We start from the raw sequence: 25,249 nt of genomic DNA on the forward strand, positions 1-25,249 counted from the left end.
GCCCGCTCATCTCCCACCCTCCCGCCCCTCCGGGGGCTTTGGCCCCTCCGGGGCCCGGTTGCTGTGCCGGGGTCGGCGCCTGTCGTAGCTGTTGCGCAGCACCGGGATGCCGTCGTGCCCGGGCCAGCGCCTCCGGTCTTGGTTGCGCGGCACCGAGTCTTGGGGCTGTGGCGGGGTGGGCGCCCTTGCGTTCGGCGCGAGGCGCCGGTCCCTGTCCGGCTGCGCCGGTGCCCGCTCATCTCCCTCCCTCCCGCCCCCTCCGGGGGCTTGGGCCCGTCCGGGGCCGGGTTGCTGTGCCGGGGCCGAGGCCTGTCGTGAGGGGTGCGCTGCACCGGGGTGCCGCCTTGCCCACCCTGCCGCCCCAGGCGGCAGCTTGCCCAAGGCGGCGACGGTCGACCGCAGAGGGTCAGGAGCCGTGCTTGCGGCGGATTGCCCATGGCGGGGGCGGTTGACCGTAACGGGTGGGGAGCCGCCCCAGGCGGCAGCTTGCCCAAGGCGGCGACGGCCGACCGCTGAGGGGGGGGAGCGTGCCGGGCGGCAGATTGCCCAAGGCACGTACGGCCGATCGCAGAGGGTGGGGAGCCGTGCTTGCGGCGGATTGCCCATGGCGGGGGCGGTTGACCGTAACGGGTGGGGAACCGTGCCAGGCGGCAGATTGCCCAAGTCGGCGACGGTCGACCGCAGAGGGTGGGGAACCGCGCTTGGGGCGGGTTGCCCGAGGCGCGTGCGGTCGACCGCAACGGGCAGGGAGCCGTGGTGGGCGTTGCCCAAGGCGGGGCGGCGTCGACCGCAACGGGTGGGGAGCCGCGGCTGGCGGAGGTTGTCCGAGGCGGGGGTGCCGTCGACCGCAAGTGGCGGGAGCCGTGGCCGTCGCCGGATAGCCCAAGGTGGTGGCGTCCCTCACCGCTCCCGGTGGGGAGCCGTGCCTGCTGACGGATATCCCACGGCGATGGCGGTACCCCGGCGGGCCGACGCCCCCGGAGGGGGCGGGCGGGTGGGAGATGGGCGGCCGGGGCGATCGCCTGCGGGCGGGTCAATTCGAGCCCTGCGGCGGGTGGGGCCAATCAAGCCCCTGCGGCGCTTGAGCAGCGGGGTCCGGGGCGGAGCCCCGTGGCCGTAACGCCGGTTCGGCACAATCAGCCCCGCCGGCGATTGAGGCGCGGGGTCCGGGGCGAGCCTCGAGGCCGTAACGCCGGTTCGGCAGAATCAGCCTCGTCGGCGATTGAGGCGCGGGGTCCGGGGCGGAGCCCCGAGTCCGTAACGCCGGTTCGGCGAAATCAGCCTCGTCGGCGATTGAGGCGCGGGGTCCGGGGCGGAGCCCCGAGGCCGCAACCCCGGTGCAGGGCCCCGGGCGGAGCCCCGTGGCGTGGGACCAGCCGGGTCCGGGGCGGAGCCCCGTGGCGTGGGGGCGGTCGACCGGACCGGTGGAGGTGCCCGCACCCCCCGTGGAGGTGCCCGCAACCCCGTCACCCGCCCCCATCCACCTGCACGTTTACCCCGAGGGCTGGAGACCGACCAGACGGTATGTCATTCTGCGGACTCGTGAGCCGAGCCGTGGAGGACCGCCATGCCCGCGCATCTCGTACGTCCCCGACCACACCCACGGACCGGCGCCGGATCGGACGCGGTCGCCGTGCTGCGCCGCGCCGCGCGCCCGCTCCTCGGTCAACTCCCCGCGCTCACCGACCGGTTGACCGCGGAGCTGTACGAGCAGGAGCCGGCCTACCGCGCCGCGCTGGAGGCCGACCCCGGCGACGTACGCACGGAGATCCAGCGCTCGCTCGGACACAGCGTCGCCTCACTCCTCGACCCGCCGGGCAACCGGGACGCCGCCCGCGCCTGCACCGCCCGCATCGGCGCCGCCCGCGCCGCCCGAGGCTTCCCGCTCGACGCCGTGTCGCACGCCTTCCGGCTCGGCGGCGCCCTGGTCTGGCAGGCGCTCGTCGACGAGGTGACCCTGCGGCATCCCGAGGACGCGCATCTGCTGGTGCATCTCGCCGTCGATGTGTGGAACTTCGTCGATGAACATTGCACGCACGTCGCCGAGTCCTATCGGCGCGCCGAGCGGGAGCTCACCTGGCGGCGCGAGAACCGGCGCCGCCTGATGGCCGCCGCCCTCCTCGACGGCGCCACCCGCATCGCCGACCTGCCCGACGCCGCAGCCGCACTCGACCTGCCGGAACGCGGCCGGTACGCGGTGCTGATCGCCGTCGGCGGCAGCCGCGGAGAGCCGCGGCCCACCCTCCCGCACGGCGTACGGGCCGTCTGGCACACCGCCGACGGGACCGAACGCGCCATCGTCGACCTCGGTGAACTGGATGCGGACCGGCTCGCCGCCGCGCTCAGGACGTGTCGCGACCTCAAGTCCGGCCTGCGCGTCGGCATCAGTCCCGCCGTCGAAGGGCTCGCCGCGGTGGGCGGCGCCCGACGGTTCGCCGAGACCGCGCTGCGCATCTGCCCGGAGGGCGGCGGCACCGTGCTCCTGGACGAGCAGCTGCCCGCCGCCCTCGTCGCCGCCGCGCCCGAACTCGGCCGGATCCTCGCCGACCGGGTGCTCGGCCCGCTGCTCGCCCTGCCCCCGGCCGACCGGACCCTGCTGCTCGACACGCTGACGGCCTGGCTGGACTGCGACGGCTCCGCGCAGCGCGCCGCCACCCGCCTCTACTGCCACCGCAACACGGTCCTGAACCGGCTGCGCCGCTGCGAACAGCTCACAGGGCGCAGCCTCGCCCGCCCCGCCGACCTGGTCGAACTGGGCCTGGCGCTGCACGCCCTGCCCCACACCGACACACCCGCTACAGGCCGAGCGCCTTCGTCTCCGTGAGCCGCTCGATGGCCGACTTCTCGCCGTCCATCTCCACGTCCGCCGCCTCCTGCCGGCCGAACGCGAACATCACCAGCTCCGCGGGCGCCCCCGTCACCGTGACCACGGGGGCGCCGCGGTGCGCCACCGCCGTCTGACCGTCGGGGCGGCGCAGCACCAGGCCGACGGGCGCCTTGCGGCCCATCACCCGCGCCATCCGCTCCAGGCGCGACCACAGGACGTCGGCGAAGACCGGGTCGAGCTCGCGCGGCGTCCAGTCGGGCTGCGCACGGCGCACGTCCTCGGTGTGGACGTAGAACTCGATCGCGTTCGACGCCTCGTCGATCTGTTTGAGGGCGAAGGGCGAGAAGCGTGGCGGGCCGGTGCGGATGAGCTGGATCAGCTCCTCGTACGGCTTCTCCGCGAACTCCGCCTGCACCCGCTCCAGGCGCCCGGCGAGCTGTTTGACGAGGAGGCCGCCCGCGGCGTCCGGGCGGCGCTCGCGCACCACCACGTGCGCCGCGAGGTCCCGGGTGTTCCAGCCCTCACAGAGGGTGGGGGCGTCGGGCCCCGACGCCTCCAACAGATCGGCGAGCAGAAGTCGTTCACGCTTGGCATGGGTCGACATGTCGCCAGCCTACGACCGGCCCCGCCGCACCGGACAGTGGACGTTCGACTCGGCGCGGCACAATGGTCCATATGACCAGCGCGCCCGTACCCAGCAGCAGCCTCGATCCGGCCATCGCCGCCCGCCTCAAGCGGAGCGCCGAAGGACTGGTTCCCGCCATCGCCCAGCAGTACGACACCGGCGAGGTGCTCATGCTCGGCTGGATGGACGACGAGGCGCTGCACCGCACCCTGACCACCGGCCGCTGCACGTACTGGTCGCGCAGCCGCCAGGAGTACTGGGTCAAGGGCGACACCTCGGGCCACTTCCAGCACGTGAAGTCGGTCGCCCTCGACTGCGACGCCGACACCGTGCTCGTCAAGGTCGACCAGGTGGGCGCCGCCTGCCACACCGGCGCCCGCACCTGCTTCGACCGCGACGAACTGCCGGTCAGCGACAGCGCAGCGTGATCTCCTGACGGTCCCGGAAGACGATCCGGGCCGGGTCCCCCGCCACCGGGGACCCGTCGACCTCCGCCGTGCACTGGGGGCGCACGCCCCACTCCGTGAGGAGCTGTCCGAGCGTGAAGTCCCGCCACCGGGCCGACTCCACGTGCACGGTGCCGGTCGTGTCGTGCGTGTGCAGCGGGCTGTAGCGGGGCTTCTTGCCGGAGCGGTCGATGCCGATGTCGGCGGGGACGGTCACCTGGCGGCCGCCCGCGTACACGGTGAGGTGGGGGTGGATGTGCATGGTCAGCTTCTCGGAGTCGAGCATCTCCAGGCCCGCGGCCTCGACCCGCGCCTCGACCTCGCCGGGCGGCGGCGCGGCCCAGTCCTCGGAAGCGGGGGCGGGAGCGGCGCCGGTCAGCGCGGTCACGGCGACGGCGGCGAGGGCGACACCGGACAGGGCGCTCGCGATGCGGGTGTTCTTGCAGCTCTTGGTCTTGGTCACCGCTCCCTTCTAGCGGGGCGCCGTCCACCCCTCGACCAGGCGCGCGGGGCGTCCCCCCGACGGAAGTAGGCTCCTGCCATGGACCTCGAGACCTTCCGCAAGCTCGCGACCGACCGCCGAGTGATCCCCGTCAGCCGCAAGCTCCTCGCGGACGGCGACACGCCCGTCGGCCTGTACCGCAAGCTCGCCGCCGAGCGGCCCGGCACGTTCCTCCTGGAGTCCGCGGAGAACGGCCGCTCCTGGTCCCGCTATTCGTTCGTCGGCGTGCGCTCCGCCGGCACGCTGACCGAGCGCGACGGGCAGGCCCACTGGCAGGGCACGCCGCCCGTCGGCGTCCCGGTCGACGGCGACCCGCTCGCCGCCCTGCGCGCCACCGTCCAGACGCTGCACACCCCGCGCTACGAGGGCCTGCCCCCGTTCACCGGCGGCATGGTCGGCTATCTCGGGTACGACATCGTGCGCCGCCTGGAGAAGGTCGGCCCGGGGGAGCGGGACGACCTCAAGCTGCCCGAGCTGACGATGCTGCTCACCAGCGATCTCGCCGTGCTCGACCACTGGGACGGGTCCGTCCTGCTCATCGCCAACGCGATCAACCACAACGACCTGGAGACCGGCGTCGACGAGGCCTACGCCGACGCCGTCGCCCGCCTCGACGCCATGGAGGCCGACCTCTCCAAGCCGGTCGAGTCCGCGCCCGCCGCGCTCCCGCCGTCGGAGCTGCCGGAGTTCACCGCGCTGTGGGGCGGCAAGCAGTACCAGGAGGCCGTCGAGGACATCAAGGAGCGGATCCGCGCGGGCGAGGCCTTCCAGGTCGTCCCGTCCCAGCGCTTCGAAACCCCTTGCACCGCAAGCGCGTTGGACGTCTACCGGGTGCTGCGGGCCACGAACCCGTCCCCGTACATGTACCTCTTCCGCTTCGACGGATTCGACGTCGTCGGCTCCTCGCCGGAGGCCCTCGTCAAGGTCGAGGACGGGCGCGCCATGGTGCACCCGATCGCCGGGACCCGGCCGCGCGGCGCGACCCCGCAGGAGGACCACGACCTCGCCGAGGAGCTGCTCGGCGACCCCAAGGAGCGGGCCGAGCACCTGATGCTCGTCGACCTCGGGCGCAACGACCTGGGGCGGGTCTGCGAGCCCGGCTCCGTCGAGGTCGTCGACTTCATGTCCATCGAGAAGTACTCGCACGTCATGCACATCGTCTCGACCGTGACGGGAACCGTCGCCGAGGGGCACACCGCCTTCGACGTACTGACCTCCTGCTTCCCGGCCGGCACCCTGTCCGGCGCCCCCAAGCCGCGCGCGCTGCAGATCATCGACGAGCTGGAGCCGTCACGCCGCGGCGTCTACGGCGGCTGCGTCGGCTACCTCGACTTCGCGGGCGACTCCGACACCGCCATCGCCATCCGCACCGCGCTGCTGCGCGAGGGGACCGCGTATGTGCAGGCGGGCGCGGGTGTCGTCGCCGACTCCGACCCGGTCGCGGAGGACACCGAGTGCCGCAACAAGGCGGCGGCGGTGCTGCGCGCCGTGCACACGGCGAACCGGCTGTGAGGCACGAGACGCTGTGAAGTGACGCACGACTCCGGCCCCCGGGTCACGTAAACCCGTACAGACAGGCGATAGTGGAGTACGTGACTGCTGTACCGCACCCCCGTACCGATGCCGCCGAGTCGGCCGAGCCGGCTGCTTCCTCGCCGAACGGCCGGCGAAGCCTCGCCGTCGCCCTGCTCTGCGGGGCCGCGGGAGCCGCGATCGCCCTGCTCGCCTCCCGGCAGGAGTGGTGCTCGGGCGTCGCCGCCGTCGCCGGCGGCAGGCTGCCGCTGACCGCCAAGGGCAGCGATGTCACGGGCGTGCCCGCGGCCCTCGCCATAGTGGGCCTCGCCGCGCTCGTCGCCGTCTTCGCGGTCCGCAAGGTCGGCCGCGTCCTGGTCGCCCTCCTGCTCACGCTCAGCGGCGCGGGCGCCGTCGCCGCCGCCGTGCTCGGCGCGGGGGACAGCGCCGCGCTCGACGAGAAGGCGGCGCAGGCGGCGGGTGACGCCTCCGCGACCATCCACGCGCTCAGCAACACCGCATGGCCGTACGTCTCCGCGGCCGGCGGCGCACTCATCCTGATCGCCGGGATCCTCGCCGTGATCTACGGCGCGGCCTGGCCGTCGATGGGCGGCCGCTACGAGCGCTCCGGCGCCCCGCGGCCCCGCCGCGCCAAGGCCGTGGACCCGGACCGCCCCGAGGAGCTCTGGAAGGCCCTCGACCGCGGCGAGGACCCGACCGGCGCATAGGTCCCGGACGTCCTGGACCCACGCCCGACCCCGCGTTCAGAGCTTGCGTGCGAGTGCGGGACAATAGATAGGAACGTCGTACGTCATGCGTACGCATAGGCCATAAGCAACGAGGAGCAAGCCATGGCGGACAGCAGCCACGGACACACCCCGGCCGCCTGGACCGGTGTCATCATCGCCTTCATCGGTTTCTGTGTCGCGGGCGCCTTCATGGTGATGGGCAACGTCGCCGGTTTCTGGGCCGGCATCGCCCTGCTGGCGATCGCCGCGGTCGTCGGCGGCCTGATGAGCGCCATGGGCCTGGGCAAGCCGAAGCGTGCCGAGCTGCAGCTCAAGTCCACCGGGGCGGCCCGGCCCGCGGGCTCGGAGGCCTGAGTCCTCGCACATACCCGCGAAAGGGGCGGAGCGGCCGACCGACCGGCCGTCCCGCCCCTTTCGCGTTTTCCGGGGAGCGATCCGGGGCCCGCGGATGCAGAATTCACGGGTGACCGTGGAGATGTCGGAGCAGACCGAGCAGACCGAGAAGACCCCCCGTTCCGGCGCCCTGCGCCGGCTCGCCGTCCCGCTCGGCGTGCTCGGCGGCGTCGCCCTCGCCTTCGCCTATGTGGGCGCCGTCGACCCCAATGAACCCGGCCACTACCCGGCCTGCCCGTTCCTCCAGCTCACCGGCGCCTACTGCCCCGGCTGCGGCGGGCTGCGCAGCGCCCACGCGGTCGCGCACGGGGATCTCGCGGGCGCGTTCGGGGCCAATGCCCTCGCCGTCGTCGGCTACGCGCTGTTCGCCGTCGTCTGGACGGTGTGGGCGGTGCGGGCGGCCCGCGGCAGGGCCGTGAGCCTCGCGCTCGGCCGCGTACAGCTGTGGGTACTCGGCGGGGTCGTGCTCGCCTTCACGGTTGTCCGGAACCTGCCCTTCGGTGGCTTCCTAAGCCCTTGATCAACAGCGTTTGTCCAGGTAGTGGGACCGGCGTCAACCGGATGCGGGACCTTCGCCCATTGACGGATACCATTCACAAGGACCAGATGAACACCCAGGGGATGCCCGGAAAGGAGTCCGCTCGCGTGAGTGTGCTCGACGAGATCATCGACGGAGTCCGTGCCGACCTTGCGGAGCGGCAGGCGCGCGTCAGCCTCGACGAGCTCAAGGAGCGCGCGGCGAAGGCTCGCCCGGCCAAGGACGGGGTCGCCGCGCTCAAGGGCGACGGCGTCAAGGTGATCTGCGAGGTCAAGCGGTCCAGCCCCTCCAAGGGCGCGCTCGCCGCGATCGCCGACCCTGCCGCCCTCGCCGCCGACTACGAGGCGGGCGGCGCGGCCGTCATCTCCGTCCTCACCGAGCAGCGCCGTTTCGGCGGCTCGCTCGCCGACCTGGAGGCCGTCCGCGCCAAGGTCGACATCCCGATCCTGCGCAAGGACTTCATCGTCACGTCGTACCAGCTGTGGGAGGCCCGCGCGTACGGCGCCGACCTCGCGCTGCTGATCGTCGCCGCCCTGGAGCAGCCCGCCCTGGAGTCCCTCATCGAGCGCGCCGTCTCCATCGGCCTCACGCCGCTCGTCGAGGCGCACGACGAGGACGAGGTGGAGCGCGCGATCGACGCCGGGGCCAAGGTCATCGGCATCAACACCCGCAACCTCAAGGACCTTTCGGTCGACCGCGGCACCTTCGAGCGCGTCGCCCCGGACATCCCGGACCACATCGTCAAGGTGGCCGAGTCCGGCGTGCGCGGCCCGCACGACCTGATCGCGTACGCCAACGCGGGCGCGGACGCCGTCCTCGTCGGCGAGTCCCTGGTGACCGGCCGCGACCCGAAGTCCGCCGTCGCCGACCTCGTCGCCGCCGGCGCCCACCCCGCCCTGCGGCACGGACGGTAAACTCACCGCCATGCCCATCGCCTCCCGCCTCGCGCCCGGCTGCCGCCCCCGTGGCTGCCGGGCTCCGGCGCGCCGTGTGCGCGGCAGGCGGGTCAGGTACCACATCGGCGCGGAACCGGGCCAGATCAACGGCATGCGATGGCAGAGCGCCCCGATAAGGGGCGCGAGGAACTGCGCAAAAAACGGCTGACCGCCACCTGCGTAGTCCCGCACGTCCCCACGGCTATAAGTGATCACACACCCAACCGTGAGGCACACGCATGTCCAGCGACTACTTCATTCCCGACCCCGAGGGTCAGATTCCCAACGCAGAGGGCTACTTCGGCGCGTTCGGCGGCAAGTTCATCCCGGAGGCCCTCGTCGCCGCCGTGGACGAGGTCGCCGTCGAGTACGACAAGGCCAAGAACGACCCGGAGTTCGCCCGCGAGCTCGACGACCTCCTCGTCAACTACACCGGCCGCCCCAGCAGCCTCACCGAGGTGCCCCGGTTCGCCGAGCACGCCGGCGGCGCCCGCGTCTTCCTCAAGCGCGAGGACCTGAACCACACCGGCTCGCACAAGATCAACAACGTGCTCGGCCAGGCCCTGCTCACCAAGCGCATGGGCAAGACCCGCGTCATCGCGGAGACGGGCGCGGGCCAGCACGGCGTCGCGACCGCCACCGCCTGCGCGCTGTTCGGCCTCGAGTGCACCATCTACATGGGCGAGATCGACACCCAGCGCCAGGCCCTGAACGTGGCCCGCATGCGCATGCTGGGCGCCGAGGTCATCGCCGTGAAGTCCGGCAGCCGCACCCTCAAGGACGCCATCAACGAGGCGTTCCGCGACTGGGTCGCCAATGTCGACCGCACGCACTACCTCTTCGGCACGGTCGCGGGACCGCACCCGTTCCCGGCGATGGTCCGCGACTTCCACCGCGTCATCGGCGTCGAGGCCCGCCGCCAGATCCTGGAGCGCGCGGGACGCCTCCCGGACGCCGCGATCGCCTGCGTCGGCGGCGGCTCCAACGCCATCGGCCTGTTCCACGCCTTCATCCCGGACGCCGACGTCCGCCTGGTCGGCTGCGAGCCGGCCGGGCACGGCATCGAGACCGGCGAGCACGCGGCGACGCTCAGTGCGGGCGAGCCCGGCATCCTGCACGGCTCCCGCTCCTACGTCCTCCAGGACGAAGAGGGCCAGATCACCGAGCCGTACTCGATCTCGGCCGGCCTGGACTACCCGGGCATCGGCCCGGAGCACGCCTACCTGAAGGACTCGGGCCGCGGCGAGTACCGCGCGGTCACCGACGACGCCGCCATGCAGGCGCTGCGCCTCCTGTCGCAGACCGAGGGCATCATCCCGGCCATCGAGTCGGCGCACGCCCTCGCGGGCGCGCTGGAGGTCGGCAAGGAGCTGGGCAAGGACGGGCTGATCATCGTCAACCTGTCCGGGCGCGGCGACAAGGACATGGACACCGCGGCCCGCTACTTCGGCCTCTACGACACGGACGCGGCCGTCGCCGCGGACGCCGAGGGCGAGCAGGCCGAGATCGAGGGGGATGCCAAGTGAGCGGCAACGTACAGCTGTTGAACGACACCCTGGCCGGCGCGAAGGCCGAGGGCCGCTCCGCCCTCATCGCCTACCTGCCCGCCGGGTTCCCGACCGTCGACGGCGGCATCGAGGCGGTCAAGGCCGCCTTCGACGGCGGCGCCGACGTGGTCGAGGTGGGCCTGCCGCACTCCGACCCGGTGCTCGACGGGCCGGTCATCCAGACCGCCGACGACATCGCGCTGCGCGGCGGCCTGAAGATCAAGGACGTTATGCGCACCGTGCGCGAGGCGCACGAGGCCACCGGCAAGCCGGTCCTCGTCATGACGTACTGGAACCCCATCGACCGCTACGGCATCGAGCGGTTCACCGCCGAGCTCGCCGAGGCGGGCGGCGCGGGCTGCATCCTGCCCGACCTGCCGGTGCAGGAGTCGGCCGTGTGGCGCGAGCACGCGGACAAGCACGGTCTCGCGACCGTCTTCGTCGTCGCGCCCAGCAGCAAGGACGAGCGCCTCGCCACCATCACGGCCGCCGGTTCGGGCTTCGTGTACGCGGCGTCCCTGATGGGCGTCACCGGCACCCGCGAGTCCGTCGGCAACCAGGCCAAGGAACTCGTCGAGCGCACCAAGGCCACGACCGACCTTCCCGTCTGCGTGGGCCTCGGCGTCTCCAACGCGACGCAGGCCGAGGAGGTCGCGGGCTTCGCGGACGGGGTCATCGTCGGCTCGGCGTTCGTGAAGCGGATGCTGGACGCCCCGGACGAGAAGGCCGGACTCGAAGCGGTGCGCGCCCTCGCAGGTGAACTCGCCGCCGGCGTCAGGGCCAAGGCGTAACAACCACCCCGTAGTAACAGGGAGTTACGTCACCCATACGGATGGAAACCGGACCGGGAAGGCACGCTCGTGCCTTCCCGGTTCGTTGGCGCTGGTGTGAGCGAGAAGAACCGAGAGGGAAAGCGCGCGGCCCGCGAACGCCTTGCCGCCGAGCGCCAGAAGCAGAAGACCGCTGAGAAGCGGCGCAGGACCTTGATCGTGGGCGCCACCGTGGTGTGCGTGCTCGGCCTGGCCGCGGTGATCGGGGTGGTCGCCGCGAATTCGGGCGACGACAGTTCCAGTGATGCCGGGCCGGTGGTCGCGCCCAAGGGCGCCACCGGCAAGGACAAGCTGGCGATCCCGGCGGGCAAGGAGACCGCGAAGTCGACGCTCACGGTCTGGGAGGACTTCCGCTGTCCCGCGTGCAAGAGCTTCGAGGACGCGTACCGGTCGACCATTCATGAGCTGGAGGACTCCGGGGAGCTGAAGGTCGAGTACCACCTCGTCACGCTCATCGACGCGAACCTGAAGGGCAGCGGCTCCCTGCGCGCGGCCAACGCGGCGGGCTGCGCCCAGGACGCCGGGAAGTTCCGCGACTACCACGACGTGCTGTTCGAGAACCAGCCGGAGGAGACCGACGACGCCTTCGCGAACAACGACAAGCTGATCGAGCTCGCGGGCAAGGTCGACGGCCTGGACTCGTCGACGTTCAAGTCGTGTGTGAACGACGGCAAGCACGACAGCTGGGTGAACAAGTCGTACAAGGCGTTCCAGGACGCGGGTCACTCGGGCACGCCGACCGTGCTGCTCAACGGGAAGAACATCCTGGAGGACCAGAGCCTGACCCCGGCCAAGTTCAAGAAGATGGTCGAGGACGCGAACAAGTAGTCGCCAGCCGTTACTCAGCCGTTGCCGGGCTGCCCGCCGTGCCCGCGGCCCGGCACGGTAGCGTCGGACCTGCCATGGAACTTGCCTTCATTCCCAGCCCCGAGCGCGGAGTGGTCTATCTCGGACCCATTCCGCTGCGCGGCTACGCGTTCTGCATCATCATCGGCGTCTTCGTGGCCGTCTGGCTCGGAAACCGTCGCTGGGTCGCCCGCGGAGGGCGGGCCGGCACGGTCGCCGACATCGCCGTGTGGGCGGTGCCCTTCGGCCTGGTCGGCGGTCGCCTCTACCACGTGATCACGGACTACGAGCTGTACTTCAGCGAGGGCCGTGACTGGGTGGACGCCTTCAAGGTCTGGGAGGGCGGCCTCGGTATCTGGGGCGCCATCGCGCTCGGCGCGGTCGGCGCCTGGATCGGGGCCCGCCGCCGCGGCGTCCCGCTGCCGGCCTACGCCGACGCGATCGCGCCCGGTATCGCCCTCGCCCAGGCCATCGGCCGCTGGGGCAACTGGTTCAACCAGGAGCTGTACGGCCGGGCCACCGACGTGCCCTGGGCCCTCAAGATCACCTCGGACACGGACGGGCGGGTGCCGGGCACGTACCACCCGACGTTCCTGTACGAGTCGCTGTGGTGCATCGGTGTCGCGCTGCTCGTCATCTGGGCCGACCGGAAGTTCAAGCTCGGGCACGGGCGGGCGTTCGCGCTGTACGTCGCGTCGTACTGCGTCGGCCGGTTCTGGATCGAGTACATGCGCGTGGACGACGCGCACCACATCCTCGGCCTGCGGCTCAACTGCTGGACGGCGCTGGTCGTCTTCGTGCTCGCCGTGATCTACATGGTGGTGTCCGCGAAGAAGCGTCCCGGACGCGAGGAGGTCGTCGAACCGGGGGTCTCCGACGGTTCGACGGACGAGAGCGACGGTGACGGTGGCGTCGAGGACGACGTCGACCTCACCAAGAACGAGGCGAAGGACGAGGCGAAGAGCGAGGCGAAGAAGACCTGACGGTCTTCGGCTGTACGTCCATGGGGCGCCGGACCTTTTGGTTCGGCGCCCTTTTCAATCGCCGGCGCGGCCGGACTGCGCCAGCCTCAGCGTTCTGCGCGCGGCCGCGACCACCGCCGCGTCGACGAAGCGGCCGTCCGGGAGGGCCAGGGCGCCCGCCTCCGTGGCCGCCGCGCAGACGATCTCCTCGGCCGCCCGCACCTCCGCCTCGGTCGGGCGGAAGGCCTCCTCGATCACCGGGAGCTGGCGGGGGTGGATCGCCGTGCGGCCGAGGAAACCCAGGGCGCGGCCCTCGGCGCAGGAGCGGGCCAGGCCCTCCGTGTCGCGGACGTCCGGGTAGACGGACTGCGGCGGTGGCGGCAGTTGGGCCGCGCGCGCCGCCACGACCGCCCGGCCGCGCACCCACGCGAGGCCCGCCGCGTCCGTGATGCCGAGGTCGGCGCGGAGATCCGCCTCGCCGAGCGCGATGCCGTGCACGGCGTGGTGCGCGGCGATGTCATAGGCGTGCTCGACGCCCGTCGCCGACTCCAACAGGGCGTACAGGGGAGGCACTTCGACCGCCCAGTCCTGTACGCGGGTCAGGTCCGCGGGGCCGTGCACCTTCGGCAGCCGCAGCGCGTCGAGGCCGGGGAGCGGGGTGAGGCGGCGTACCTCCTGCTCGGCGAGCGGGCCGTCCAGCGCGTTGACGCGGACGTGCACCGGCGTCTTGTGCTTGTCGGCGAGGAGTTCGACGGTGGCGTCGAGCGCGTACGCCTTGCGGTCGGGGGCGACCGCGTCCTCGAGGTCGACCAGGACGACGTCGGCGCCCGAGCCGAGCGCCTTGGCGACGACGTCGGGGCGGTCCCCGGGCACGTAGAGCCAGGTCAGGAACGTCTTTTCCAGCGACTCGCTCATACCGCACCAGCCTCCCGCAAGGACGCGATGTCCGCCTCCGACAGGCCGAGGCCGTCCAGGATCTCGTCGGTGTCCGAGCCGTGCGGGCGGCCCGTCCACTGGATGGAGCCGGGGGTCTCGGAGAGGCGGAAGAGGACGTTCTGCATCTTGACCGTGCCGAGGTCCGGGTCGGGGAGCTCGGTGATCGAGTCGAGGGCCCGGTACTGCTCGTCGGCCAGGACGTCGCGGATGTCGTAGATCGGGGCGATGGCGGCCTCCGCCTTCTCGAAGGCCGCGACCACCTCGTCACGGGTGTGGGCGGCGATCCAGCCGCCGACCGCCGCGTCGAGTTCGTCGGCGTGCTGCGCGCGGCCCGAGCCCGTCGCGAACCACTCCTCGTCGATGAACTCGGGCCGTCCCACCAGGTGCATCACGCGCTCCGCGATCGACTGCGCGGACGTCGACACCGCGACCCACTTCTCGTCGCGGGTGCGGTACGTGTTGCGCGGGGCGTTGTTCGTCGAACGGTTGCCGGTGCGCGGCTGGACGTAGCCGAGCTGGTCGTACCAGGTGGCCTGCGGGCCGAGGATCGACAGCATCGGCTCGATGATCGCCATGTCGACGACCTGGCCGCGGCCCGTCGTGTCACGGCCGCGCAGCGCCGCCATGATCGCGTACGAGGTGGCGAGCGCGGCGATGGAGTCGGCGAGGCCGAACGGCGGGAGGGTCGGCGGTCCGTCGGGCTGTCCGGTGATCGCGGCGAAGCCGCTCATCGCCTCCGCGAGCGTGCCGAATCCGGGGCGGCGCGCGTACGGGCCGAACTGGCCGAAGCCGGTGACGCGGGCGAGGACCAGGCGCGGGTTGGCGGCGCTCAGCTCGTCCCAGCCGAGGTGCCACTTCTCCAGGGTGCCGGGGCGGAAGTTCTCGATGACGACGTCGGACTCGGCGACCAGCTTGAGGAGGATCTCGCGGCCGCCGGGCGATGACAGGTCGAGGGTGAGGTTCTTCTTGTTGCGCCCGAGGGTCTTCCACCAGAGGCCGACGCCGTCCTTGGACGGGCCGTGGCCGCGGGAGGGGTCGGGCCTGCGGGGGTGCTCCACCTTGATGACCTCGGCGCCGAAGTCCCCGAGCATGGTGGCGCAGATCGGTCCGGCGAAGAGGGTGGCGAGGTCGAGGACGCGAAGCCCGGTCAACGGGCCCTTGGGAGTGGCTTGTTGAGGGTTCGTCATGTGTGGGCCTCCAGGGTGAGCCGGGCCAGTTCGTCGAAGCCGATGCCGTCGAAGCCGGCGACGGAGGTCGACAGGCGGTTCTTCAGCGGATGCGTCCAGCGGTCGCCGAGCGCGTCGGGGTGGCCGGCGAGCAGACCGGCGATCGAGCCGGCGGTCGCGCCGTTGGAGTCGGTGTCCCAACCGCCGGACACCGCGCGGCAGATGGAGCCCTCGAAGTCGCCCTCGGCGTGGGTGAGGGCGGCCGCGAGGAGGGCGGAGTTGGGGAGGACGTGGACCCAGTGGTGGTCGGCGTAGGCGGCGTGCAGCTCGTCGACGACGGTGTCGAAGTCCGGGTACTTCTCGGCCAGTTCGATGCCGAGGTTGACGGCTTGGGCGTAGCGCGAGTGCGCGGGTACGACGGCGAGGCCGGACTGGAGCGCGGTGTGTACGTCCGCCGTGCCCGTGGCGGCGGTGGCGATGGTGGCGGCGGTGAACATCGCGCCGTACACGCCGTTCGCGGTGTGCGTGAGAACGGCGTCCCGGTGGGCGAGACGGGCCGCGCGGGCCGGGTCGCCGGGGGAGATCCAGCCGAAGACGTCGGCGCGGATCTGGGCGCCGATCCATTCGCGGAAGGGGTTGCGGTGGGTCGCGGTGTGCGGGGGTTCGAGGCCGGTGAGGAGGTTGCGGTAGGCGATGCGTTCGGCGGTGAAGGTGCGGCCTGCGGGGAGTTCGTCGAGCCAGAGCTTGGCGACGTCGGACGTGGTGAAGTCGGTGCCGTGGCGTTGGATCAGCAGCAGGGCGAGGAGGGGGTAGTTGAGGTCGTCGTCCTCCGGCATGCCGTTGATGTTTTCGGCGAGGGAGGTGGGGGCGCTGCGGCGGTTCCATGGGTAGCGGGTGGCGAGCTCCGGGTCCAGGCCGGCCTCCGTGAACCAGCCGCTCAGCGGCCAGTTCCCGGTGGACCGGGCGATGGCCCGGATCCCTTCGAGGGGGAGCTTCTCCACGGGTTTGCCGAGCAGGCACCCGACGGCTCGGCCGAGCCAGGCGGCGTGGAGGCGATCCCCCACCCCGCCCCTTCCCGAAAGTCCTGCCGGACGGGCCGCCTCAATCGCCGGCGGGGCTGAATGATCAGCCCCGCCGGCGATTGAGGAGTGGGGGTTCCGAGGCGGGGCGGCCGGTTGATTTCCAGCCCCTCCGGCGTTTGAGGAGCGGGGTCCGGGGCGGAGCCCCGGTTTCGGGAAGGGGCGGGGTGGGGGAGGGTTCTTCGTTGCGGATTCGATGGCCGCCAGGTCCGTGGGCTCCGAGAGTGGCGACTTCATCGTGGCGAGTTCGTCGAGCAAACGCTCGGCCAGTGCGCGCAGTTCGGGTGACGCCGGGGCGGCGGAGGCGCCCGCCCGGTCCGGTGCCAGGTGGCCGCCCGCCGCCACCCAGCGGGACGCGATCGCGGACGCGTCCCGGCCGTCCTGCGCCGCCTGGCGCAACTCGTGCCCGATCAGATCCTCGGGCTGGACCCAGGTGAGGCGCAGCATCACGCCCCCGCGATCGCCGCGAACGCGGCATCGTGGGCCCGGCGCCGGTCCAGATCCTTCGCGTACACCTCACGCGTGACCCGCGCGAGCGCGGCCGCGGGACCATGCAGGTCCAGCTTGCTGGCCCGCGCGATCTCGGCGCTCCACTCCTTGGGCACGGCCCCCTCCCCGTACAGCGCCCCGACGATCGCCCCGCTCATCGTGGCGATCGAGTCGCAGTCGCGGCCGTAGTTGACCGAGCCGAGCACGGTGTGCCGGAAGTCGCCGCGGCCGACCAGGAGCATGCCGAGGGCGACCGGGAGTTCCTCGATGGCGTGCAGGCGGGAGGGGCGGCGGGCGCCGAGCGAGGGCTTGCGGTACTCGGGGCCGACCGTGTCGAAGGGGGCGACCGCCTCGCGCAGCGGCTTCAGGGCGTCCTCGAAGTCGTCGTAGCGGGAAGCCACTTCGCAGACCGCCTCGATGGCGGAGCGTGTGCCGTCCTTGGCGAGGGCGAGGGCGTCCTCGACGACGGACTCGGGCGTCGCGTCCGGCTTGTACGCCGCCGCGACCGCCGCCGCGAAGACGCCTGCCGCCTCACGGCCGTACGAGCTCTGGTGGGCGCCGGCCACGTCGAGGGCCTCTTCGTACGCCTTCAGCGGGTTGCCCGCGTTGACCGCGCCGACCGGGGCCATGTACATCGCCGCGCCGCAGTTCACGATGTTGCCGACGCCCGCCTCACGAGGGTCCACGTGCCCGTAGTGGATGCGGGCGACGATCCACTTCTCGGCGAGGAAGATGCGCTGGAGTAGGAGGGCTTCGGCCTCAAGTTCCGGGATCCAGCGGGGGGTTGTGATGAGGTCGGGGACCAGGTGGTCGGCGACCGCGTACGCGTTGAGGTGGTCGCGGACCTTCTCGTAGACGCGGATCAGCGCGTGCGTCATGAGGGTGTCGTCGGTGACGTGGCCGTCGCCCTTGTGGTAGGGCGCGATGGGCCGCGCCGTCTTCCAGTCGTCCTTGTAGAACGGCTCCACGATGCCGCGCACCCGGCCGCCGTGCCGCTCCGCGATGGCCTCCGGCGTCCAGCCCTCGACCGGGCCGCCGAGCGCGTCGCCCACGGCCGCGCCGACCAGGGCGCCGGTGGTGCGGTCTTCCAAGCTCATGGTGAAGTTCCTTCCGCTGCAAGGGAGTTCGAGGTGGCGCGGGCGAGCCGGTCGGCCAGGGTCGTCAGCTCGGTTCCCGCGAGTTGCGGCAGCGCGCAGCCCGCGAGGATGTCGCAGGCGTCCCGCCAGGTGTGCGGCAGCGCGTCCGCGCCGCCGATCGCGCCGGTGAGGGCGCCGGTCAGGGCGGGGGCCGAGTCGGCGACGCGGGACAGACAGGCCGCGGTGGGGACGGCCTCGATGACCGATCCTGCGGCGGCCGTCGCCACGGCGAGCGCCACCGGGACGGTCTCGGCCGCCGCGATGCCGTAGCTGTAGACGTGGTCGACGATCTCGTGTTCCAGGACGGGGACCAGCGCGAACGCATTGCCGGGCTGTCCTGGGCGGGCCGCCGCGGCGGCGCGGCCGAGCTCTACGGCCCGGTGGGCGTTGCGGTGGATCTCGGTGCCGGTGGGGAGTTGGGCGAGTGCGGCGTCCACGCAGGCGTCGACGTCCGCGCCGCCGAGCGCGGTGGCGACGGCCGCCGCCATCGCGCGGGCGCCGTGCACGCCGTCGCCGTCCTGGGTGTAGCGGGCGTCGAACTCGGCGAGTTCCGCGGCGAGTTCGGGCTTGCCGGGGTGGACGACCGCGAGGACGGCGGCGCGGACGCAGGCGGCGTCGTCGAAGTAGTGCGGGTTGTCGTGGCCGGTGGCGGGTGGGCGCAGGCCTGCGGCGAGGTTGCCGAGGCCGGCGCGTACGGAGATGCGGGCGCGCAGCGGGATGTCCGCCGACTCGATCTCGTCGGCGCGGGCCGCTGCCGCGGCGATCTCGTCGGCGAGGGTGTTCCAGGCGAGGGAGAGGGAGGAGCGGACGCGGTGGTCGGGTGGGAGGTCGCCGAGGCCGTGGGCGTAGGCGGCGAGGACGGCGTGTGCGGTGAACGCGGCCCATTCGGCGTCGTCCGAGGGGCCGAGGCGGAGGGGTTCCGGGGGTTGGTTCAGGGCGATGGGGACGGGGAGGGTGGTGGTGGCGTTCTGCTCCGCGAAGGTGTCCAGTTCGCGGGTGAGGCGTCTCGTCCAGTCGGGGAGCCGGGCGGCGCGGTGTCGTCCCGACGGCCAACCGGCTGCGTCCCCTGCGGCGATTCCGAGGAGCAGCCCCTCGATACGGTTGGCGCCGGTGGCGCCGGATGTGGTTGCGCTCGCGGGGCGCTGCCCCGGACCCTGCGGCCTCTCGTCCAAGAGCGGGGCTGGATTGGCGGATGCGGCCCCGCTCGCGGGGCTCCGCCCCGGACCCCGCTGCTCAATCGCCGCAGGGGCTTGATTGGCGGATGCGGCCCCGTTCCCGGGGCGGAGCCCCGAGGTGTGGTTCCTCTTCATGCCACTGCCCCCTCGCGGTCCGGCGGGGGCGGTGTCAAACGGTCGGCCACGTCCAGGACGTGGCGGCCGGCCATGGACGGGAGGCAGCTGCCGCGGACCGGGCCGATCGCCGATGCCCAGTGCGTGGGGATCGACGATTCGCCGCACAGGGCACCGGCCAGCGCGCCCGCCACCGCCGCCGTCGTGTCCGCGTCGCGGCCCATGTTGACCGCCGTGAGGACCGACTCGCGGAAGTCACCGCGGGCCACCGCGAACGCGCCGAACGCGAGGCCCACCGCCTCGGGGGCGAGGTCCGTCCACGGGTAGCCGCCGATGACGACGGCCTTGCGGACCGCCCGTTCCATGGAGAGCTGCGTGCCGTCGGGGTCGCGGCGTGCCCGCCGCGCCGCGGAGACCGCGCGGTGCAGGGAGCGCCCCGTCCAGGAGTCCTCGGGGACGACCGAGAGCGCCGCCTGGACCACCGCGTCCGGGTTGTGGCTCACCATCGCCGCTGCCACACCCGCCGCGACCGCGCGGCCGCCGTGGATGCCCTCCCCGTCGTGCGACACCGTGCCGTCGATCGACACCAGGCGGGCCGCCTCCGCGGGGCGGCCCGCCGCGTACACCCCGAAGGGCGCCGCACGCATCGCGAGGCCGTCGCTCCAGGCGTGCCGGTGCTGGGCGGAGATGGGGGCGGCGAGGCCCCGGCGGAGATTTTCGAGGGTGCCGCGTTCGCTGAACCCGGCTCCCTTGAAGGGGCCCTCGTCACGGTCGGCGATCCACGTGTGCCAGGCCTTCTCCACGTCCCCGATGGTGAGGCCCGCGCCGTGCTCGGCGAGGAGCAGGCCCGAGAAGATCGCATACTCCGTGTCGTCCGTGCCGGCCGGGTCGGCGGACACGAACCCCTCGATGCGGCCCCAGCGTTCACGGATCTGGGACGGCTTCATGTTCTCCGCGGGCGCGCCGAGCGCGTCACCGACGGCGAGGCCGAGGAGCGCCCCGCGGGCGCGGTCCCGCAGGGAGATCGCGGCCGCCGGGGCAGGGTGCGGAACGGTGCGGAGTCTGCGTGGCTGTGCCGGACCCTCCGAGGAAGACCCCTCCGAGGAAGGTCCCTCCGAAGGAGGGTCCGGTTCGACGCTGACGCTCATGGTGTGTTCGTGCTCATCTCTGGGGTTGTGCTGGTGGTGCCGGGGTGATGCTCAGCGTTGGTAGCGGTTCAGGATCAGATTGCCGTCGTCCGCCAGGCGCTTGCGCAGCTCTGTTACGCCGAACGCGCCGTTGTAGTACTCCTGGAAGGCCGGAGTGGCGATCTTGTCCTTCCACTCGGCGTAGCCCCGCACCCCGAGCACGGGGGACGGGCGCAGCGACGCGGCCATCTCGGATCCGGTCTTCCATCCGTACTTGTCGGTGGTCAGGGACGGGTCCTTGAGCGCCTCGCGGCTGGTGGGCAACAGCCAGTCTCCGCGCGCCAGTTGGACCTGGTGGTCGGCCTGTGTGAGGTAGGCGATGAACTGGGCCGCCGCCTTCTTGTGCTTGCTGTCCTCGGAGACGGACAGGGTCTGCGGGGCGACACCCTGGGCAAGCCCGCCGGATCCGGCGGGCATCGGCAGGACGGTCCAGTCGAAGCCCTTGGGGGCCTGCTGCTGGACCTGCTGCCGGAACGAGAAGTTGAGCGGCAGCATCGCGTACTTGCCCGCGAAGAAGCCGGGCAGCGTGTCGGAACCGGCCATGCCGAGCGCCGATTTGGGCGCGCTGTGCGCCTTGTCGACCTGCCGGTTGATCAGCCGCGCGACGGCCGAGTCGGCGGCGTCGTAGCGGATCTCGTTCTTGCCGTCCTTGTCCTTGTAGAAGAGCTTGCCGCCGGCGGACAGGGAGAGGTTCACGGACTGGGTGACGGGCTCCTTCATCGACCAGGCGACGCCGTACTGCTCGGGCTGGCCGTCCCCGTTCCTGTCGCGTGTGAGCTTCTTGCTCGCACGCTCGAACTCGGCCCAGGACCAAGGGTGTTGGACCGTGGGTGTGCGTACGCCCGATTGCTTGAGGAGCTTCTTGTTCACGACGAGTACGCGCGGTTCCTGGAGGAACGGGATGCCGTAGATCTTCTTCCCGTACGTCGTCGTGGCCCAGGACGCCTTCGGGATGTCCGCGCGCAGCGACTTCGGCAGGTAGGGGCTGAGGTCGGCGAGGTAGCCGCCGTGTCCGAAGTCCGTGAGGTCGGAGGCGTCGTCGTGGAAGATGTCCGGCGCCTTGCCGCCCTCGAAGGAGGTCAGCATCTGGTCGTGGATGCTGTCCCAGACGCCCTGGACGTACTTGACCTTGACCTTGGAGTGGGTGTCGTTCCACTTCGCGACCAGCGCCTTGTTCGCCTCGATGGACTCCTTCTGCCAGGCGAGGCTGAGGAATTCGAGGGTGACCGTGCCGTCGGCCGACTCGGAGTCCGAGTCGGAACCGGAGCAGCCGGCGAGCAGCGCGAGGGAGAGGGAGGCCGCGGCCGCCGCGAGGATCCTTGCGCGCATCAGCCCTTCACCGCCCCGCTGAGCATGCCGCCGACGAGCCGCCGCTGGAGCAGCGCGAAGAAGACGAGGCTGGGGATCGTGGCGAGGACCGAGGCCGCGGCGAGCGGGCCCAGGTCGGCGACGCCCTCGGCGCCGAGGAAGCGGGTGAGGATGACCGACATCGTCTGGTTCTCCGGTGACTTGAGGAGGACGAGGGCGAAGAAGAACTCGTTCCAGGCGGTCACGAAGCTGAACATCAGCGTGGCCACCAGGCCGGGCGCGAGCAGCGGAAGCACCACGCTGGTCAGCGTGCGCAGCCGGCCCGCTCCGTCCACCGCCGCGGCCTCCTCCAGGGAGCGCGGCACCGACTTCACGTAGCCCTGGAGCATCCAGAGCGAGAAGGGCAGGTTCCAGACGACGTAGACGATGATCAGGCCGAAGATGCTGTCGATCAGCCGCAGGTTCTTCAGGACCAGGAACAGCGGGATGATCACCAGTACGAACGGGAACATCTGGCTGACCAGGATCCAGCCCGTGCCCGCCTGACTGACCCGGGTCCTGTACCGGACCATGACGTACGAGGCCGGGACCGCGATCGCCACCGAGATCACGGAGGCGCTGACCGCGACGATCAGGCTGTTGAGCGCCGAGCGCAGCAGCGGCTGCGCGTCGAACGCGGCGCGGTAGTTGTCCAGGCTCGGATGCCGCGGCAGCCAGCTCGGGTCGATCGCGCCCAGCTCCTGCGGGGACTTGAAGGACGTCGAGATCAGCCACAGGAACGGGAAGGCCAGGAAGACCATGTAGCAGAGCAGCGCCACGTACTGGCCCGCTCGGCCCGCGACCCTGGGGAGTGTCGTGCTCGCGCTCATGCCGCCGCCTCCACGTCTTCCTTCAGCTTCTTACGGAGGAACAGCGTCAGCAGCACCGCGATCACCGCGACCATCGCAAGGCCCATCGCGGCGGCGTACCCGAACTGCCCGTATTTGAAGGCCTCTTCGTACGCGAACAGCATCGGGAGGCGGGTCTGTCCGCCGGGTCCGCCCTGCGTCAGCACGTAGACCAGGCCGAAGGAGTTGAAGTTCCAGATGAAGTTGAGCGCCGTGATGGCGATGACCACCGGCTTCAGGGCCGGCCAGGTCACGGCCGTGAACCGGCGCCACATCCCCGCGCCGTCGAGCTGCGCGGCTTCACGGAGTTCGATCGGCACGTTCTGGAGTCCGGCGAGGAGCACCACGGTCGTCTGCGGCATGCCCGCCCACACGCCGACCACGATCACGGCGGGCAGCGCGTACGTCAGGTCCGCGAGCCAGTCGACGTTCTCGTGGATCAGGCCGAGCTGGGTCAGCGTCTTGTTGAGGATGCCCGCGTCCGAGTGGTAGACGAGCCGCCACATGATGCCGACGACGACCTCGGGCATCGCCCACGGGACCAGCGCCAGGGTGCGGGCCAGCCAGCGGAAACGCAGATTCTGGTTGAGCAGCAGCGCGAGGCCGAGCGCGAGCACGAACTGGAGCGCCGTCACGGACACCGCCCAGACCAGGCCGATCCGGAACGACTCCCAGAACAGCGAGTCGTGGCGCAGGTCGAGGAAGTTGTCCAGGCCGATGAATTGCGTGGGGGCGGTCCGTCCCGCCTGCGAGTCGGTGAACGCGAGCGACAGGCCGTACAGGAGCGGGACCACGCTGAGTATCAGAATCGGGATCAGCGCGGGCATCAGGAGGAACCACGCGCCCCGGTCCAGGCCGAGCGCTCGCTTGCGCTGACCCGGCGTGCGGGGTGGTGGTGTGCCGCGGCTACCAGGGACGGCGTTGTCCCGTGGCGCGGTGAGACTCATGGGAATCCTCGATGTCTCAACTGTCGGGCGCCGCCCGGCCCGTGGAGGCGCGGACGACGAGGCGGGGAGGGGCGGTGGTGCTGTGGGGGACGGGCGACCCGGGAGCCCCCGGGGTGTTCAAGCGGTGCAGCAGCAGTTCGGCGGCGCGTCGTCCGCGCTCGGTGGAGCCCAGGTCGACGCTGGTCAGCGGGGGCCAGCCGGCCTGCGCGAGCACGCTGTCGTCCATCCCCGCGACCGCGACGTCCTCGGGTATCCGCAGGCCACGGGCGTGCAGGGCGCGGGCGGCGCCGAGGGCCAGCTGGTCGTTGGCGCCGAAGACCGCGTCGGGCTTCAGGTCGAGGAGCGCCTCGGCGGCCGCGGCCCCGGACTCGATGCCGAAGTCCGTGTGCACGACGAGCTCCGGGTCGTATACGAGGCCGCAGTCGGCGAGGGCCTTGCGGAAGCCCTCGCCGCGCTTGCGGCCGGGGACCGTGTCGGCGGGGCCGTTGACGAAGGCGATGCGGCGCCGGCCCGTCTCGTACAGATGACGCACGGCGAGCGCGACGCCCTCGACGGAGTCGGCGCGCACGCTGTCGACCGGGACACCGCTGGGGAGTGAGCCGATGACGACGACCGGGCCGGAGGCCGAGCGCAGTGCGTCCACGTGGGCGTCCGTGATGCGGATGGGGCACAGGATGAGGCCGTCGCTCGTGCGGTCGCCGAGGCTGCGGAGCACGGCGAGCTCGTCCTCGGCGACGGCGTCCGTGGAGTGCAGGAGGAGGCGGTACCCGGCGGCCTTCGCGACGGACTGGATGGCGCGGACCATCGCCACATAGACCGGGTTGCCGATGTCGGGCATCGCGAAGGTGAGCTGGCGGGTGCGGCCGTCCTTGAGGGAGCGGGCCACCGCGTTCGGCACATAGCCGAGTTCGGCGGCGGCGCGCTCGACCTTCTCGACGGTCGCGGGGCGGGCCCCGATCCCGTTCAGCACACGGGATACGGACGCGATGGAGACGCCCGCGCGCTCGGCGATGGAGATGATCGTCGGCTGACCGCCGTTCGATGCGACCGCTGCCTTCGGCATCGTGACCACCCCTTCGCTGTAAACGTTTCCCGCTTCTGAAAACGTTTACGGATGTTGCTCCCATGTTTCCCCGCCCGTCAACGCACCCATCATGTGATCCACCTCACGGGCTAGTCCGGGAAGGTCAAGGTCAGCGCGTTGCGCAGGGCGCAAAATCGCAGGTAAGTACGGCCTTCCTTGCTGGCAGGGCCGATTCTTCGCGCGTACTTTCGGATCCGTAAACGGCAGCTGGGCAACGGCGGTCGGTAGTCGGCAGTCACAGGGGAGCGGGGTCCACGAGCATGGCCATCATCGAGACCGGGGCGGATCTGCACGACGCCCACCGGGACAACCACACCCACCGCGATGTCAACGGTGGCTGGCTGCGGCCCGCGGTCTTCGGCGCGATGGACGGGCTCGTCTCCAACTTCGCGCTCATGGCCGGCGTCGCGGGCGGCGCCGTCTCGCAGCAGACGATCATCATCACCGGCCTGTCGGGCCTCGCTGCCGGAGCCTTCTCCATGGCCGCCGGCGAGTACACCTCCGTCGCCTCCCAGCGCGAGCTGGTCGAGGCCGAACTCGACGTCGAGCGGCGTGAGTTGAGGAAGCATCCGGTCGACGAGGAGAAGGAGCTCGCCGAGCTGTACGTCTCCCGTGGTGTCGAGCCGAAGCTTGCGTACGAGGTCGCCGCGCAGCTGTCGCGGGACCCCGAGCAGGCCCTGGAGATCCATGCGCGGGAGGAGCTGGGCATCGACCCCGGCGATCTTCCCTCGCCGATGGTCGCCGCCGTCTCGTCCTTCGGATCGTTCGCGCTCGGCGCCCTGATCCCCGTACTGCCCTATCTCCTCGGGGCGAGCGCGCTGTGGCCCGCCGTGCTGCTCGCGCTCCTCGGGCTCTTCGCGTGCGGGGCCGTCGTGGCCAAGGTGACGGCGCGTTCCTGGTGGTTCAGCGGGTTGCGGCAGTTGGCCCTCGGTGGTGCCGCGGCGGGTGTGACGTATCTCCTGGGGAGCGTCTTCGGCACTTTTGCTGGTTGACGGGTCGCGGTCGTGGCCTGAAGATGCCTATACAGCG

Annotated in this window: 25 protein-coding genes; 13 read left to right on the plus strand and 12 right to left on the minus strand. The window is 71.8% G+C overall.

Annotation, left to right across the window (positions count from 1 at the left end; genetic code table 11):
* The first annotated feature begins 1,567 nt into the window (after nt 1-1,567).
* Nucleotides 1,568-2,824 carry a PucR family transcriptional regulator gene (locus tag ACYSUO_RS35345; protein ID WP_461780298.1) on the plus strand — a complete coding sequence of 419 codons (1,257 nt, stop codon included), beginning with the start codon at nt 1,568-1,570 and terminating at the stop codon, nt 2,822-2,824.
* Here the strand turns inward: ACYSUO_RS35345 and ACYSUO_RS35350 are convergent.
* Complete coding sequence (locus ACYSUO_RS35350) at nt 2,796-3,431, minus strand: TIGR03085 family metal-binding protein (RefSeq protein ID WP_461780299.1); 636 nt, start codon at nt 3,429-3,431, stop codon at nt 2,796-2,798. The genes ACYSUO_RS35345 and ACYSUO_RS35350 overlap by 29 nt on opposite strands.
* Nucleotides 3,432-3,502: 71 nt before the next feature.
* Between ACYSUO_RS35350 and hisI the strand changes: the two genes are divergently transcribed.
* The gene (gene hisI / locus ACYSUO_RS35355; protein WP_461780300.1) at nt 3,503-3,880 is read left to right on the plus strand and encodes a phosphoribosyl-AMP cyclohydrolase; all 378 of its coding nucleotides are present in this window, start codon (nt 3,503-3,505) and stop codon (nt 3,878-3,880) included.
* Here the strand turns inward: hisI and ACYSUO_RS35360 are convergent.
* Nucleotides 3,861-4,361: a hypothetical protein gene (locus tag ACYSUO_RS35360; protein WP_461780301.1), complete on the minus strand. Its 501-nt coding sequence runs from the start codon at nt 4,359-4,361 to the stop codon at nt 3,861-3,863. The genes hisI and ACYSUO_RS35360 overlap by 20 nt on opposite strands.
* Nucleotides 4,362-4,439: 78 nt before the next feature.
* Here ACYSUO_RS35360 and ACYSUO_RS35365 point away from each other — a divergent pair, with 78 nt between their 5' ends.
* The 10 genes from ACYSUO_RS35365 (at nt 4,440) to lgt (ending at nt 12,733) form a co-directional block, all read left to right on the plus strand.
* Nucleotides 4,440-5,912, plus strand: coding sequence for an anthranilate synthase component I (locus tag ACYSUO_RS35365; RefSeq protein ID WP_461780302.1), 1,473 nt, complete (start codon nt 4,440-4,442; stop codon nt 5,910-5,912).
* A gap of 71 nt (nt 5,913-5,983) precedes the next feature.
* Nucleotides 5,984-6,640 carry a TIGR02234 family membrane protein gene (locus ACYSUO_RS35370; protein WP_461780303.1) on the plus strand — a complete coding sequence of 219 codons (657 nt, stop codon included), beginning with the start codon at nt 5,984-5,986 and terminating at the stop codon, nt 6,638-6,640.
* Between the two features lie 123 nt (nt 6,641-6,763).
* Entirely contained in the window at nt 6,764-7,015 is a 252-nt protein-coding gene (locus tag ACYSUO_RS35375; RefSeq protein ID WP_461780304.1) for an HGxxPAAW family protein, read from the plus strand.
* A gap of 121 nt (nt 7,016-7,136) precedes the next feature.
* Nucleotides 7,137-7,574 carry a DUF2752 domain-containing protein gene (locus ACYSUO_RS35380; RefSeq protein WP_461780334.1) on the plus strand — a complete coding sequence of 146 codons (438 nt, stop codon included), beginning with the start codon at nt 7,137-7,139 and terminating at the stop codon, nt 7,572-7,574.
* Between the two features lie 125 nt (nt 7,575-7,699).
* Nucleotides 7,700-8,506 (plus strand): indole-3-glycerol phosphate synthase TrpC, encoded by an 807-nt coding sequence (trpC, locus tag ACYSUO_RS35385; RefSeq protein ID WP_426904124.1) that lies wholly within the window; start codon nt 7,700-7,702, stop codon nt 8,504-8,506.
* Nucleotides 8,507-8,516: 10 nt separating this feature from the next.
* Nucleotides 8,517-8,696 carry a tryptophan biosynthesis modulator TrpM gene (gene trpM, locus ACYSUO_RS35390; RefSeq protein WP_461780305.1) on the plus strand — a complete coding sequence of 60 codons (180 nt, stop codon included), beginning with the start codon at nt 8,517-8,519 and terminating at the stop codon, nt 8,694-8,696.
* A 70-nt stretch (nt 8,697-8,766) separates the two neighbouring features.
* Entirely contained in the window at nt 8,767-10,053 is a 1,287-nt protein-coding gene (trpB, locus tag ACYSUO_RS35395) for a tryptophan synthase subunit beta (protein ID WP_461780306.1), read from the plus strand.
* Nucleotides 10,050-10,865 (plus strand): tryptophan synthase subunit alpha, encoded by an 816-nt coding sequence (gene trpA, locus ACYSUO_RS35400; RefSeq protein ID WP_461780307.1) that lies wholly within the window; start codon nt 10,050-10,052, stop codon nt 10,863-10,865. Before trpB ends, trpA begins: the two co-directional genes overlap by 4 nt.
* 96 nt (nt 10,866-10,961) lie before the next feature.
* Nucleotides 10,962-11,732 (plus strand): DsbA family protein, encoded by a 771-nt coding sequence (locus ACYSUO_RS35405; protein WP_461780308.1) that lies wholly within the window; start codon nt 10,962-10,964, stop codon nt 11,730-11,732.
* Between the two features lie 74 nt (nt 11,733-11,806).
* Nucleotides 11,807-12,733, plus strand: coding sequence for a prolipoprotein diacylglyceryl transferase (gene lgt, locus ACYSUO_RS35410; protein WP_461780309.1), 927 nt, complete (start codon nt 11,807-11,809; stop codon nt 12,731-12,733).
* Nucleotides 12,734-12,787: 54 nt separating this feature from the next.
* Here lgt and ACYSUO_RS35415 read toward each other — a convergent pair whose 3' ends face one another.
* From ACYSUO_RS35415 to ACYSUO_RS35460, 10 genes are all read right to left on the minus strand, one after another.
* Complete coding sequence (locus tag ACYSUO_RS35415; protein WP_461780310.1) at nt 12,788-13,627, minus strand: HpcH/HpaI aldolase/citrate lyase family protein; 840 nt, start codon at nt 13,625-13,627, stop codon at nt 12,788-12,790.
* A complete protein-coding gene (locus ACYSUO_RS35420) occupies nt 13,624-14,835 on the minus strand; it encodes a CaiB/BaiF CoA transferase family protein (protein WP_461780311.1) in 1,212 nt (403 codons plus the stop codon). The genes ACYSUO_RS35415 and ACYSUO_RS35420 overlap by 4 nt, the downstream gene beginning before the upstream one ends.
* Nucleotides 14,832-16,340, minus strand: coding sequence for an ADP-ribosylglycohydrolase family protein (locus ACYSUO_RS35425; protein WP_461780312.1), 1,509 nt, complete (start codon nt 16,338-16,340; stop codon nt 14,832-14,834). The genes ACYSUO_RS35420 and ACYSUO_RS35425 overlap by 4 nt, the downstream gene beginning before the upstream one ends.
* Nucleotides 16,340-17,479 (minus strand): ADP-ribosylglycohydrolase family protein, encoded by a 1,140-nt coding sequence (locus tag ACYSUO_RS35430; protein WP_461780313.1) that lies wholly within the window; start codon nt 17,477-17,479, stop codon nt 16,340-16,342. Before ACYSUO_RS35430 ends, ACYSUO_RS35425 begins: the two co-directional genes overlap by 1 nt.
* Nucleotides 17,476-18,690, minus strand: a complete 1,215-nt coding sequence (locus ACYSUO_RS35435) for an ADP-ribosylglycohydrolase family protein (RefSeq protein ID WP_461780314.1) — start codon at nt 18,688-18,690, stop codon at nt 17,476-17,478. The genes ACYSUO_RS35430 and ACYSUO_RS35435 overlap by 4 nt, the downstream gene beginning before the upstream one ends.
* A gap of 134 nt (nt 18,691-18,824) precedes the next feature.
* Nucleotides 18,825-19,955 carry an ADP-ribosylglycohydrolase family protein gene (locus ACYSUO_RS35440; protein WP_461780315.1) on the minus strand — a complete coding sequence of 377 codons (1,131 nt, stop codon included), beginning with the start codon at nt 19,953-19,955 and terminating at the stop codon, nt 18,825-18,827.
* 51 nt (nt 19,956-20,006) lie between these two features.
* Nucleotides 20,007-21,323 carry an ABC transporter substrate-binding protein gene (locus tag ACYSUO_RS35445; RefSeq protein ID WP_461780316.1) on the minus strand — a complete coding sequence of 439 codons (1,317 nt, stop codon included), beginning with the start codon at nt 21,321-21,323 and terminating at the stop codon, nt 20,007-20,009.
* Nucleotides 21,323-22,171 carry a carbohydrate ABC transporter permease gene (locus ACYSUO_RS35450; RefSeq protein ID WP_461780317.1) on the minus strand — a complete coding sequence of 283 codons (849 nt, stop codon included), beginning with the start codon at nt 22,169-22,171 and terminating at the stop codon, nt 21,323-21,325. Before ACYSUO_RS35450 ends, ACYSUO_RS35445 begins: the two co-directional genes overlap by 1 nt.
* Nucleotides 22,168-23,136 carry a carbohydrate ABC transporter permease gene (locus tag ACYSUO_RS35455; RefSeq protein WP_461780318.1) on the minus strand — a complete coding sequence of 323 codons (969 nt, stop codon included), beginning with the start codon at nt 23,134-23,136 and terminating at the stop codon, nt 22,168-22,170. Before ACYSUO_RS35455 ends, ACYSUO_RS35450 begins: the two co-directional genes overlap by 4 nt.
* 16 nt (nt 23,137-23,152) lie before the next feature.
* The gene (locus ACYSUO_RS35460) at nt 23,153-24,199 is read right to left on the minus strand and encodes a LacI family DNA-binding transcriptional regulator (protein ID WP_461780319.1); all 1,047 of its coding nucleotides are present in this window, start codon (nt 24,197-24,199) and stop codon (nt 23,153-23,155) included.
* A 281-nt stretch (nt 24,200-24,480) separates the two neighbouring features.
* Between ACYSUO_RS35460 and ACYSUO_RS35465 the strand changes: the two genes are divergently transcribed.
* Nucleotides 24,481-25,212: a VIT1/CCC1 transporter family protein gene (locus ACYSUO_RS35465; RefSeq protein WP_461780320.1), complete on the plus strand. Its 732-nt coding sequence runs from the start codon at nt 24,481-24,483 to the stop codon at nt 25,210-25,212.
* Nucleotides 25,213-25,249: the final 37 nt, after the last annotated feature.

This window comes from Streptomyces sp. UC4497 (assembly GCF_054871485.1).

Coding starts and splice junctions, on each gene's coding strand:
- ACYSUO_RS35415 (WP_461780310.1), bottom strand. CDS start 13,627: ATGAGCGAGTCGCTGGAAAAGACGTTCCTGACCTGGCTCTACGTGCCC.
- hisI (WP_461780300.1), top strand. CDS start 3,503: ATGACCAGCGCGCCCGTACCCAGCAGCAGCCTCGATCCGGCCATCGCC.
- ACYSUO_RS35430 (WP_461780313.1), bottom strand. CDS start 17,479: ATGAGCTTGGAAGACCGCACCACCGGCGCCCTGGTCGGCGCGGCCGTG.
- ACYSUO_RS35375 (WP_461780304.1), top strand. CDS start 6,764: ATGGCGGACAGCAGCCACGGACACACCCCGGCCGCCTGGACCGGTGTC.
- ACYSUO_RS35380 (WP_461780334.1), top strand. CDS start 7,137: ATGTCGGAGCAGACCGAGCAGACCGAGAAGACCCCCCGTTCCGGCGCC.
- trpB (WP_461780306.1), top strand. CDS start 8,767: ATGTCCAGCGACTACTTCATTCCCGACCCCGAGGGTCAGATTCCCAAC.
- ACYSUO_RS35440 (WP_461780315.1), bottom strand. CDS start 19,955: ATGAGCGTCAGCGTCGAACCGGACCCTCCTTCGGAGGGACCTTCCTCG.
- ACYSUO_RS35425 (WP_461780312.1), bottom strand. CDS start 16,340: ATGCTGCGCCTCACCTGGGTCCAGCCCGAGGATCTGATCGGGCACGAG.
- ACYSUO_RS35455 (WP_461780318.1), bottom strand. CDS start 23,136: ATGAGTCTCACCGCGCCACGGGACAACGCCGTCCCTGGTAGCCGCGGC.
- ACYSUO_RS35365 (WP_461780302.1), top strand. CDS start 4,440: ATGGACCTCGAGACCTTCCGCAAGCTCGCGACCGACCGCCGAGTGATC.
- lgt (WP_461780309.1), top strand. CDS start 11,807: ATGGAACTTGCCTTCATTCCCAGCCCCGAGCGCGGAGTGGTCTATCTC.
- ACYSUO_RS35465 (WP_461780320.1), top strand. CDS start 24,481: ATGGCCATCATCGAGACCGGGGCGGATCTGCACGACGCCCACCGGGAC.
- ACYSUO_RS35445 (WP_461780316.1), bottom strand. CDS start 21,323: ATGCGCGCAAGGATCCTCGCGGCGGCCGCGGCCTCCCTCTCCCTCGCG.
- ACYSUO_RS35345 (WP_461780298.1), top strand. CDS start 1,568: ATGCCCGCGCATCTCGTACGTCCCCGACCACACCCACGGACCGGCGCC.
- trpM (WP_461780305.1), top strand. CDS start 8,517: ATGCCCATCGCCTCCCGCCTCGCGCCCGGCTGCCGCCCCCGTGGCTGC.
- ACYSUO_RS35460 (WP_461780319.1), bottom strand. CDS start 24,199: ATGCCGAAGGCAGCGGTCGCATCGAACGGCGGTCAGCCGACGATCATC.
- ACYSUO_RS35350 (WP_461780299.1), bottom strand. CDS start 3,431: ATGTCGACCCATGCCAAGCGTGAACGACTTCTGCTCGCCGATCTGTTG.
- ACYSUO_RS35450 (WP_461780317.1), bottom strand. CDS start 22,171: ATGAGCGCGAGCACGACACTCCCCAGGGTCGCGGGCCGAGCGGGCCAG.
- ACYSUO_RS35420 (WP_461780311.1), bottom strand. CDS start 14,835: ATGACGAACCCTCAACAAGCCACTCCCAAGGGCCCGTTGACCGGGCTT.